We start from the raw sequence: 9399 nt of genomic DNA on the forward strand, positions 1-9399 counted from the left end.
TTACTTGACCACTACAGGGTGCGAATAATAAAAATTTAATCAAAATAATAAGGAGGGTTTTGATTTTTGTACATAAATGGAGATCTTAACTTTTCATGCAAATATTGATATTTTTGTTAAGGAGGATTGGAGAAGTACTAATAAAGATGGTTTTGTATAATACTAAAGTGCTAGTTTTGTGAGTGTGAAAATTTATGTTTAAACCAAGAGTACATTAGGCGAGATAGCCAGTGCTTGAAGATCCAAAAAGCTCTTGATATGAGTTAAAACCCTCCAGCCCATGCATCAAAATCGTCAATATTGTCGAGCTCTTCCTTGGTTATTGGGACAGGGTAATAAGGCAGCGCCAATCTTTCAACGGAAGGTTGCAGTTCCCAATCAGGTGTAATCTTGAGTCGTGTTAAGTCATCGTTGAGGCGCACAAACATGTAGTAGCCATCGGCATGTGTGTTCGCGTAACTCGCGATTGTTGCGATATCACCAGAAGGTAGTTTTACGTATCGACCCAGAGGATAGAGCTGGTGTAACGCGAAACTCACTTTAGGGTCTTCGAGCTTGCCTTGTTTAAAGCGCTCTAAACCTATTGCAGTTGAGGTAGTGCGTGGCTTCCAACCGGTCAGGAACAAGCCACTCAAACTATCTTGGAAGGGTTTACCCTTTCGATTGCCTTCATTACTAATGAACTGAACCGTCAGTTTGTCTCCTGATTCTTCCAGAATTTCTAAAAACTGTTCACCAGTGCGATCGACTAAAAGTTTCATAAGACCTAGATACCATTAAGAATGAAATACGATAAATAGTACTACTTTTGGGTAATCTTGAATAGATGCGGCTGTTCTTGTGTAACGCGAACAATGATTTCGAAGTTGGTACAACCCGATGACTACTCTAGCGTTTACGTCGGTAGTGAGTGGTTACTATCTCGTCTAGGTAAGTCGTGACGCCTTTCAGTGTAAATCTGAGAGGAGAGACTAAGTCACCAAATAATGGAGAACCACCACCAAGAACGATCGGAATCGTCGAGATGATCAGCTCATCAATCAAGTCTTCTTTCAGGAAGTTTTGAATGGTCACGCCGCCATCAATATACAGATTGTTAAGGCCTTTGCTGTTCAGGTCCTTGATGATCTGAGTGAGTTCGCCCTTTATCAAGAAGACTTTATCTTCGAGCTCCTTAGGCACTTCCGTCAACGTGTTGCTCAGTACATATACTGGCTTGCTGTAAGGCCAATCAATACCGAAGCTTAACACCATCTCCATTGTGTTTCGGCCCATAACCAAAGCATCAATACGATCGATATGGGCGTTGTACCCCATGTCATTTCCCTCTGGATTTGGGATGGCTTGTAGCCAATCTAGACCACCTTGTTTGTCTGCAATAAAACCATCAAGACTCGCACCGATAAAGACAATATTTGACATTGTTAACTCCGAAATTGAACTGGAACTTGGCATTTGCGCTGTATTAAATTAAAATATTCTACAGTGTAGAAATTGAGTTTAAGAGGTGGAGATATGACTGTCAAGGATCAAAAACGAGGTCGGCCCAAGAGTGGATCAAGGCAATTGAGTGCTGAAAAGATCTTAGATACGGCAAAAAGCATGATGCGCGAAGGAGGCAAAGTACCGAGCATTAGAGGGTTAGCCACAGAGCTCGGTGTGGATGCGATGGCGATATACCATTACTTCAAAAATAAAAATGACCTCTTAGAATCGATCACTGTCTCTTTGGTTCGTGAAGTGGCGCAGCCTGAGCAAAAGCAAGTGTGGCAAGAGAACCTTTATCAGCTTAGCGTGAGTTACCTATCGGTGTTGAATGACTACCGTGGTCTGCTAGAAACTCTGCTAACGATGAAGGCGCTTGGGCCTGTCGAGGTGTTTGGTAAGCGCTTTGCTGCGGTAGTGAATCCGCTGAATCTCACATCAGAACAAACCGAAGATGCGCTTCATTTACTGGTGGACTATTTACACGGTTATGCACTTGCATTGAACTGTAACCCAAACAGAACAGAGATTACGGTTGAGATGGTGAGAAAGCCGCTAGGCCTCTATTGTTTGGCCATTGAGCAATTGAAGTCATCGTGATCTTGTAGCATAGATTGATGTGTAAATAGGGGACTTTGGTGCTTTGTTCCCTACGATGAAGTCGCTAAGTTTTGCTTATACTGGATAATTACCTATAAATTTCAGGCTTTAGCAGTAATAATCAATGAATAGCCCTGAACAGCTTGTGAGTCACAAGCTGTCGGGAGAGTTTCTAAAGACGTCATCGTGAAAAGGAAGTCAGACACATGCCTGTGCTCCAACGCATCAGCTTAACCTTATTATTAGTCGCTATTCTTGGCGGCTGTTCTTCGCTACCTGAAGGCATCGACCATCCCGCAGAACCTTACACCTCTTATGGACCAAGCACTTTATCGGTTTTAGCGGACGAATATCAACCCGTATCAGAGCAAGCGACTAGCGCTGTTCGTTTACAAGAATCCGGTTGGGATGCTTTAGCGCAGCGATTGGCATTAGTTGAAAGTGCAGAGCACACCATTGATATTCAATACTACATTTGGAACTCTGACGAATCGGGCAGATACCTAGCCAGCCGTTTATTAGCAGCGGCTGATCGCGGCGTTAAAGTGCGAGTGATGCTAGATGATATCAATCTCAACGAGCGTGAAGGGTTATTATCAGCATTGGATGCACACCCGAATGTTGAGATTAGAATATTCAATCCAACACCCACACGCCGTGGCTTCAGTAAATGGCTAAGTTTCCTTGGCGACTTCTCTCGCTTAAACCGCCGCATGCATAACAAATCGTTTACCGTAGATGGCACCTTGTCTGTTGTTGGCGGGCGTAATATAGGTGATGAATATTTTGACCTTTCTGACGAGATCAATTTCCGAGATCGTGATGTATTGGTGATGGGCACAGTCGTTACCACCATCCAAACCAGTTTTATTGAATATTGGGACAGCCGTTGGTCTTACCCTGTCGCTATGTTGGGTGACGAAGAGCAACCGGATCTTTCAAAGGTTGGCGATATCACCGTTCCAAAATACAAAAACTACCCTGAATTACCATTAAATAGTGAAGCAGCAGATAGCCTTTTGAAAGAGGCACTTGGTGAGATGACTTGGGTGAATGCCCGTTTCGCTTACGATCGCCCTGTGCCTGTCGATTCAGACAATACTAATGAACCTAAAGCAACGGCGGTTCTTTTAGGGCAACTAGCCAGCGAATCGAAACAAGAGATCTTGTTGGAATCGGCTTACCTTGTATTCGATGATGATCAGCTAGATGAATGGCAAGTATTGAATAATAAGGGTGTTGAGATTAAGGCACTGACCAATTCAATGGCTTCTAATGATTTGGTGACCAACCACTCTGCTTATGCGGGTAGACGTTACGATATGTTGGATCACGGCATCGACCTGTTTGAGCTAAAACCAGAATCGAAGCTTTGTGAAGCATCGACTCATGACCAGTCTAAATGTGCGCCTGAGACTGCCTATGGCTTGCATGCAAAGTCAGTCGTATTTGACCGCAGTATCGCGAGTATAGGCTCATTTAACTTTAACTTACGTTCTACCTACCTCAATACAGAATCAGTTTTGATCATCGAGAATAAAGAGATTGCTGAAACGTTGGCAAACACCATTGAGCAAGCCATGAGTGAAGATAATAGCTGGCGCTTAGAGCTTGAAGACGGTGATGTGTATTGGTATTCCGGTGAACAAAGTTGGGACAGTGAACCTGAAACCGGTAAGTGGGAACGCATGCAGTCAGGCTTCTTACAGTTATTGCCGATCGAGAAATATCTGTAAGCAAATTGACCTCGGATAAATAAAAATGTCAGCGTATCGTACGCTGACATTTTTGTTTGCGCTGTGGTTTGTTGCAATTTCTTAACGCTTAACGCTTAACGCTGGGTTAGCTGTTTGCTGTTCAAGTAAGGCAGGATGTGTGGACGAGATTCGCCAGACAGCTTTTGCGTGATCTGCTGTGACCAACTGCTTTGCTTTTGATTGTTTGAGCGGTTTGCGTAGTAGCTTTGCATTGAGTCATCGTAGCTAGCAATTTCATCAAGGCTCAGCGGTTGGTATTGGTTTTCGTGCACCACCACGTGAGCAGGAAGGCGGGGCTTAACCTCTGGTTGTTGTGCCGGGTGACCTAAGCACATCCCAAACAACACGGCGGTGTGTTGTGGGAGTTCTAACAGTTCATCGACTTGTTGCGCGCTGTTACGCAGTCCACCAATGTACACACCACCTAAGCCTAGTGATTCAGCAGCCAACATGCAGTTTTGCGCCATGATGCCAGAATCTACCGCGCCAATCAGTGTCAGTTCAGTAAAGTCGGTTTTCACTTCAGGATTGATCTGGGCGTGGCGTTGATAGTCGATACAGAACACCAAAAACTCAGCCGCGTTCTCAACGTAAGCTTGGTTGCCTGCGTATTCGGCTAGCAGCTTACGTTTCTCTTTGTCTGTCACTCTCACGATAGAAACAGCCTGCAGTAAACTCGATGATGAAGCCGCGAGACCAGCCTGAATAATCACATCGAGTTGTGCTTTTTCAATCGGTTGATTTGTATATTGACGAATGGAGCGGTGCCCCAGAATAGTTTCAATTGTGCTGTTCATAACTCTCAGACAATCCTTGTTGTGATGATGACGTTGAGAGTCACAATAACGATAATTGCTATGAGCGTAAAGGGTGTTTGAGCCTTTCTGTTTGGCAGAATGATATTCATGAAATCAAAAGGATTGCTCTCTTAGCCAATCCTTTTTCGTATCGTTTTTTGCTAGAAGCTAGAAGCTAGAAGCTAGAATGGAACGCTCAAGAGTTCGCTTTAATGGCGAAGAGACAAAGTGATGAAGTGAACTCTGTTGGTCGAATAGCTGCCAGAAGGCTGAAATAGTCCTGAGTCAGCATTAATTTCACCATGGCCTAGATCTTGGTATTGGTAGCTCAATCCTAGATGTAAGTCATTGGATATCTTCTTCTCAGCGCCAAATCCGATACGCCACTGTCTATCGAGTGGGAGTAACACATCTCTGTTTTGACTGCTTACTGGGCTCGTGTCACCACTTACGCCACTGTACAGCAACCAATCCTGGTAGGCGTATTCCACACCAACACCAAGAGAATAGGTGGTTGAGTATTTGTCATCATAATCTTGCCATGTTTCCACGTTGGAGCTGAGTAGAAGGTTTAAGCTCTCATTTAATGAATGCTTCAACCCCAGATTTAAGCTTCGCACCCATGTCAGTTCAGAGCTAATTCCAAAAGCGTTAGCGGTATCAAGAGAAAGGTCGTGATCAAATTGGCCCTGATAACTGACGCCTAATTGTGTGCGGTCACTTATTTGGTGATTGACACTCAAGCCAAACCCTAAATCAAGACTATCTCCTTGGAGCTCACGACCGTTCAAGGCTTGAGTCTCAAGCGCTGCGTGCTGCAATATCAAAGAGCCGCCAAGGGACAGTTGTTCATTGACTTGATACGACAATGAGGACGTTAAGTTGAGTGCCGAAATGCTATTTTCTTTGATCAATAAAGCAGGGTGCGCGCCAACGCCGTGTGAGTATTCAACGCCAGTGCCGCCTGCTGCGTGCAATGCTGCGCCAACGACCCATTGGTCATTAAGCCTTGATGCGTAAGACAAGTGAGGGAGAACATCGGCGCTGCTTCCTGTGGTCGAAGCCGAGTTATCGTCACGGACAAAAGTGGCTTCAACATCGAGGTATTGAACGCCGAGAATCCAAGCGCTTTCTTCAATGGCCGATAATCCTGCAGCATTGGTGATCACCGCCGATGCATCGTTCGCGGTTACGTTTCCTGCGCCGGCCGTACCAACGCTTTTGGTTGTCGCAATCTGAGATAGGTTTAACCCTCCCGCGTGAGCAAGAGAGCTGACTATCCCTGTTACCAACAGAGACAGTGTGATGAAAGGTGTTTTCAAGAATAGGACCTCATTTTCAATGTATGAGTTATGTTTCTAGCGATTTGAGTCATGTCTGAAGGGATTGCCACGAGCGAGCACTAAGAACGCCGTGGCAATTGACTTAGGCTAACCAACCGACTTAATTGGGGCTAGAGTTTTTCGACTTGCGGGAGTGGATATTCATTGTTGAGAACGGCTTGCGTTGGCTCGTAAAGACGCATATGCAGATAAAAATCGTCTTTCGGTGCAGGTAGCCAATTACATGCCGGATCAGCTGGCTTGTTGTACTGAATACAGATAGGCAGAGTGCCGTCTTCTGCGTATTTCAGCTCATCTTTACGGTTGGTAGAGATGGAATAGCGTTGAATGAAGTTCTCAACCATGAACAGGTTTTTAGCGTCATACATGGTCAACGACCAAAAGGCATCAGCGGGTGCATCGGCAGGCATGGTCATTCGATATTGATTGTCGCCCGACAGTTGCTCGCCATTCGAGTCCGTGTATCGATTTGGATAAAGAGCTCGCTCTGGCACATTCAAACCAGCCGCACGCATATTGATGCTCGCTCGGCTCAGGTAGTCATTTCCGTAGCGGCCTCCCTCGTACATCATCGACCAGCCATTATTGACATCACCGATGCTTCGACCTGCGTATTGAATGATCTGTTGCGAAGAGTCAATCGCGCGCATTAGCCCTTTTTTCTGTACTGAAGTTAGCGCGTCCGGGTTAAAGGGGGTCGATCCTCCAATACCAATTTGTTGGAATTGATCAACGATGGCAGCATCTTCTGGAATCGGGTTTTTACGTAGCTCACGGTCAATTAGCGAATACCACTCTAATCCTTCAGGTCTCGCCATGGGTGGTATACGACCTGTCGAAGCTTTGAGTTCTACGATGTCATGCTCTGCGCCGAGTTGATCGAGTGGGTAGCTGAGAAATTTATCGTGAGTCACCAACGCGTCATTGAGATCTTGCTCGCCAAACACGCCCGTTCGTTGAATCAACCAAACCATAGGAGTGCGAGACTCTACGACACGATCAATTCCCTCTGGCACTTCGCCAGCCCATCCTTTGTTGACCAACAGCACTTTGGAACCTTGGTCGCCGACATTCTTGGCGTGCAGATCTTCAATCGAATCTGAGTAAGCATCCAATAATTGAACAATGTAGTAACGCTTATCGGTGCGAGGAATATCTATCACCATCGGACCCGACAAATCGAGATCGTAGTGAGCTTGTGAGTAGAGCGTATCGTTGTTGACAGTAGGCACAATTCTATCCTGAGGCCCAGATAGAACGCGTGTCTTACCCATCTCATTCAATGGTGCCATGGCGTTGTCCATCGGCGCGTCAACCGATGTGGTTGTTTGCCTAACCGCCGCCACGGTTAATGGACCCGTACCGTAGATAAACGCTTGAACACCTAAGTTGTAAGCGAGCTCTTCTTCAGGATTAATAGATTGTTGGGCAAGGGATGGCATCGCGATAATACTGGACAAAGAACACACTAAACTGGTCAGTACACTTTTCTTATAGAGCAGCTTTCTCATGGAACACCTTAGATCGTAGGAACAGAGTTAGGCATTTATCATATGAGTAAGTGAGATTAAGGAGTGTAATAGCCGATATTAAGGATGTTAATACGCTATTTTTGTTATTTAACTCATTGCTTTGTTTGATGTTTTTTTGAAATAGAAAGGCGCTTTGATAGCGTGTGTTAATAGGGCGACTGAGGCGCTATTGTTTGATTGATTTGCGGTTGATATGTTGACAAAAAAGTACGGGAATCAATATGAACACATCAACTCATCCTTTTAGCTTATTCATTAAAGCCGAAGGGGCTCAGTGCAATCTGGATTGTAGCTACTGCTATTACCTCAATAGACAAGATGGCGACAAAAGGTCTTCGATGTCTCTGGACATGATGGAGCAAATTGTCGGTGCTCATATCGACGCGCAGCCAATGAAAGCTCAGCAAGTGGACTTTATCTGGCATGGTGGCGAGCCGATGTTAAGAGGGCTCGATTTCTATGAAACGGCAATGAAAGCACAGGCAAGCAAAGCGACGAAAAAGCGTGTCGTAAATACCATGCAGACCAATGGAACCATGATTAACGATCGCTGGGCGAGCTTCTTTGCTAAACACAATTTCATGATGGGCATCAGTATCGATGGCCCCAACATTCTGAATGATATCGCTCGGATCGATAAAAATGGTCAGTCGTCTTTTGAACGTACAATGCGTGGGATGTCTTATCTAAAAAAGCACAACGTTGAGTTTAATACGTTAACGGTTGTGAATAATAAAACCTACAAACACGGCAAAACGATCTATCAATTTTTGGTTGAAAATGGCAGCGGTTATATGCAATTTCAGCCTTGTATCGATCATGAATTGGATAGGCGAACAGGGCACGACTGGTCGCTAACCGGTGAGCAATGGGGACAGTTCCTTTGTGATTTGTTTGATGCGTGGGTCGCCAATGATGTCGGTAAAGTGTATATCCAGTTTTTTGAAAACTGTCTAATGGTGTTGATGGATTACCAAAGCCAAATGTGCCATCACAGCGCGACTTGTGGACAGCAATTAATGGTTGAGCATGACGGCAATGTTTACAGTTGTGACCATTATGGGTACCAAGATCATCAACTGGGTACTGTGAATAGTGATAAGCTTGCAACCATGGCGAGTTCACCTGAACAAATCGCGTTTGGCACCAACAAATATCATGAACTGAACAGCACTTGTCGAGGTTGTGATTTTGTTGAGCTTTGCCAAGGTGGCTGCCCTAAGAATAGAATAGCAACAACCGAAGATGGCAGCGCGATGAATCATTTGTGCCAAGGGTATGAGATGTTTTTTCGTCACGCATTACCCAAATTATTGCCAATGGTAGAAGCGATGAAAAAAGGGTATTCGCCAGCGTACTTCCCACTTTTCTAAATAACTTGGAGTCGGGCATGACCAGAGATCTAAACTTACTGCGGCTTATTTTGGTGCTCAATGAAACTCGCCAAACGGTAAGCGCAGCAAAAGCCTTAAACGTAAGTCAGCCGACGATCAGTGTCATGCTTCGTAAGCTCAGAGAACAATTTGATGATGAATTGTTTGTTAGAGATAAAGCGAGGCTTGAACCTACCCCAAAATGCTTGAAGCTCATCGAAACCTTGCCTCTGCTATTAGAGCAGCTAGACAACCTTTATATCCCCAATGAAGAGTGGGACTTGGAAGATTTAAGAGGGGAGGTTCAAATCATGTTGCCTTCCCCATTGTTGATCCTGTAGTGGCATAGTGAATTTGGCCACCTGATTAAGAGGTGATGTATGATCATCTCAAGACTAAAACAGGTGACATTATGACTAAGCGTGATAGACGCACTTTTAACCCGGGTATTGGAAAAACCACGCTAGAAAGCTGGGTAAGGCAACTCAAAGTTGAAAGGGCTGGCAAGGCAC

9 protein-coding genes are annotated in these 9399 nt (G+C 44.9%); 4 read left to right on the forward strand and 5 right to left on the reverse strand.

Features of this window, described 5'->3' with window-relative positions:
* Positions 1–263 precede the first annotated feature (263 nt).
* The gene (locus BCT34_RS02025) at positions 264–761 is read right to left on the reverse strand and encodes a hypothetical protein (protein ID WP_076651084.1); all 498 of its coding nucleotides are present in this window, start codon (positions 759–761) and stop codon (positions 264–266) included.
* A gap of 127 nt (positions 762–888) precedes the next feature.
* The gene (locus BCT34_RS02030) at positions 889–1455 is read right to left on the reverse strand and encodes a dihydrofolate reductase family protein (protein ID WP_102300675.1); all 567 of its coding nucleotides are present in this window, start codon (positions 1453–1455) and stop codon (positions 889–891) included.
* A gap of 60 nt (positions 1456–1515) precedes the next feature.
* On the opposite strand from BCT34_RS02030, the gene BCT34_RS02035 reads away from it, so the two are divergent.
* Entirely contained in the window at positions 1516–2085 is a 570-nt protein-coding gene (locus BCT34_RS02035) for a TetR/AcrR family transcriptional regulator (protein ID WP_076651086.1), read from the forward strand.
* Positions 2086–2291: 206 nt separating this feature from the next.
* Positions 2292–3821, forward strand: a complete 1530-nt coding sequence (locus BCT34_RS02040; RefSeq protein ID WP_076651087.1) for a phospholipase D family protein — start codon at positions 2292–2294, stop codon at positions 3819–3821.
* A 95-nt stretch (positions 3822–3916) separates the two neighbouring features.
* On the opposite strand, the gene nfsA is transcribed toward BCT34_RS02040, so the two are convergent.
* From nfsA to BCT34_RS02055, 3 genes are all read right to left on the reverse strand, one after another.
* Positions 3917–4639 carry an oxygen-insensitive NADPH nitroreductase gene (nfsA, locus tag BCT34_RS02045; RefSeq protein WP_076651088.1) on the reverse strand — a complete coding sequence of 241 codons (723 nt, stop codon included), beginning with the start codon at positions 4637–4639 and terminating at the stop codon, positions 3917–3919.
* 209 nt (positions 4640–4848) lie between these two features.
* On the reverse strand, positions 4849–5961 hold the full coding sequence (locus BCT34_RS02050) for an outer membrane protein transport protein (RefSeq protein WP_076651089.1): 1113 nt from the start codon (positions 5959–5961) through the stop codon (positions 4849–4851).
* Positions 5962–6092: 131 nt separating this feature from the next.
* Positions 6093–7493, reverse strand: coding sequence for a DUF1254 domain-containing protein (locus tag BCT34_RS02055; RefSeq protein ID WP_076651090.1), 1401 nt, complete (start codon positions 7491–7493; stop codon positions 6093–6095).
* Between the two features lie 242 nt (positions 7494–7735).
* Here BCT34_RS02055 and BCT34_RS02060 point away from each other — a divergent pair, with 242 nt between their 5' ends.
* Positions 7736–8887, forward strand: coding sequence for an anaerobic sulfatase maturase (locus tag BCT34_RS02060; RefSeq protein ID WP_076651091.1), 1152 nt, complete (start codon positions 7736–7738; stop codon positions 8885–8887).
* Positions 8888–8904: 17 nt separating this feature from the next.
* A complete protein-coding gene (locus BCT34_RS02065; protein WP_241902797.1) occupies positions 8905–9228 on the forward strand; it encodes a LysR family transcriptional regulator in 324 nt (107 codons plus the stop codon).
* Positions 9229–9399 lie beyond the last annotated feature (171 nt).

The sequence above is a fragment of the Vibrio sp. 10N.261.45.E2 genome (assembly GCF_002875705.1).
Lineage (GTDB): Bacteria > Pseudomonadota > Gammaproteobacteria > Enterobacterales > Vibrionaceae > Vibrio.